Here is a 2,385-nt window from a genome sequence, read left to right as displayed (position 1 = left end):
CTCCGCCAACACCCCCACATCACCGACACCACCATCACCACCCACCACCACAACAACCAACCCCAACTCACCGCCTACATCACCACCACCCAACCCACCAACCCCACCCACATCACCAACTGGCTCCGAACCCGCCTACCGGAACACTTCATCCCCGCCACTTACGTCACACTCGACAAACTGCCCCGCACGCCCAACGGAAAAATCGACCGCAAAGCACTACCAGCACCAACCTTCGACCACGCCGCCACCGGACAAACACCACAAACCCCCGCCGAAAAACTCATCGCCCGGATCTGGCGGGAACTGCTCGACCAAGACGACATCAACACCCACGACAACTTCTTCACCCTCGGCGGCCACTCACTCCTCGCCACCCGATTCACCCACCGACTCGGCACCGAACTCCACACCCACATCCCCCTCCGCCTGCTCTTCGACCACCCCACCCTCGCCGACCTCGCCCAACACCTGCCCGAAACCGGGGAGCTGGCACCGGTCCCGCTCATCCCGCGGGATCCCGCGGCGGACGGCGCCGTGGTGCTGCCCGCCTCGTCGGGGCAGCGCAGGTTGTGGCTCCTGTGCCGACTGGACTCCCGAGCCGGTCTCGCGTACCAGATCACCGGCGCGGCCGAGATCCACGGGGCGTTGGACGTCCCGAGATTGCGGGAGGCGCTGCTGAGGACGGCCGCCCGGCACGAGAGCCTGCGCACCACCCTGCGTGAGATCGACGAAGAGGTCATGCAGGTGATCTCGCCGGTCCCCGTCGTGCCCTTGCTGGAGACCAGCGCGGCCGACTGGTCTCCGGTGCTGGAGAGGCTCGCGGACGAGGCGTTCGACCTCGCCGAGGGGCCGTTGTTCCGGGCGGCGGTCGTGCACGTGGAGGAGAACCGGCACGTGTTGCTGCTGTCGATGCACCACGTGATCTCCGACGGTTGGTCGGTGGACGTGCTGCTGCGCGAGATCTCCGAGCACTACACCGCACTCACCGATGACGAGAGCGCACCGACCCCTCCGCCCGGACGCGTCCAGTTCGCCGACATCGCCCGGTTCGCGGAAACCACGGCTTCGGACGACCTCGCGTTCTGGCGGACCCACCTGGCCGACGCGCCGACGCTCGACGTGCCCACCGACAAGCCACGGCCGGTGCACCAGACCTACAACGGCGCCGCGGTCCCCCTCTCGCTGTCCACGGACACGCTGCACGACATGGCGCGCAGGGCGGGAACGACGACCTTCTCCGTTCTCGCTTCGGCTTTCGCCATCGTGCTGGGCAGGTTGTCCGGCCAGCAGAGCGTCGTCATCGGCACTCCCAGCACGGGGCGGAAGCACCCGGACTCCACGGGAATCATCGGCTTCCTGGTCGACACGATGCCGCTACACCTGCGCCTGGCCCCGGAACGGACGCTCAAGGAGACGCTTCAGGCGGTGAGCGAGACGGTCGTGGAGGTCCTGCGGCAGGAGTACGTCCCGTTCGCGCGCCTGGTGGAGGAACTGCGGCCGGAACGCGACCAGAGCCGCAGTCCGCTGTTCCAGGCGATGGTGGCCGTCAACAGCACGCCGCCGGAGTACCGCTTGGCGGACAGCGACCTGCGGCCGGTCACGCTGCCGCGGCGGACAGCTCAGTTCGACCTGGTCTTGGAGGTGGAGGAGCGGCCCGACGCCGTGTCCGGCCAACTCGTGTACAACACCGACCTGTTCGAGGAGCCGACGGCCAGGTTGATCGCCGAGCGCCTGAACGTTGTCGTGGACGCCATGGCCACCACCCCGGACAAGGTCCTGGAGGACGTGGACATCCGCACCGACGCGGAGCGGGCTCGGCTCGCGGAACTGTCGACGGGCGCCCCGATCACCGTGCCGGACCTGTGCGTGCACGAGATGGTGGAACAGCAGGTCGACCGCACCCCCGACGCGTTGGCTTTGATCGCGTCAGACGGCAGGTTCACCTACACCGAACTGGACCAACGCGCCAACCGCGTCGCCCACCACCTGCGTGGCCTCGGCGTCGGTCCCGAAACGCGCGTCGGTGTGTGTCTGCCCCGCACCAGCGACCTCCTGGTCGCCATTCTCGGCGTGCTCAAAGCCGGCGGCAGTTACGTCCCCGTCGATCCCGCCTACCCGACCGAGCGGATCAGGCACATCCTGGACGACTCCGACGCGCCCGTTCTCATCACGACCGCGGATTCGGGAATCCAGGAAACACCGAGCCGGATTGTTCTGGCGTTGAACAACCTGGACTTCTCAGGTGTTCCTGCACACCGACCCGAGAACACGGCGAGCCCCGACAACCTCGCCTACACCATCTACACGTCCGGATCGACCGGTCGCCCCAAAGGCGTCATGATCGAACACCGGCAGACCACCGCCATGCTCACCTGGGCCGCC

Annotated in this window: 1 protein-coding gene; it reads left to right on the top strand. The window is 67.4% G+C overall.

The window, feature by feature from the left end; genetic code table 11:
* Positions 1–2,385, top strand: a 2,385-nt coding sequence (locus FM051_RS49780) for a condensation domain-containing protein (RefSeq protein WP_158854942.1), incomplete at both ends; no start/stop codon positions are given.

Origin of the sequence: Saccharothrix deserti (assembly GCF_009769385.1) — a bacterium.
Lineage (GTDB): Bacteria > Actinomycetota > Actinomycetes > Mycobacteriales > Pseudonocardiaceae > Actinosynnema > Actinosynnema deserti.
This window is presented reverse-complemented; position numbering and strand designations above follow the sequence as displayed.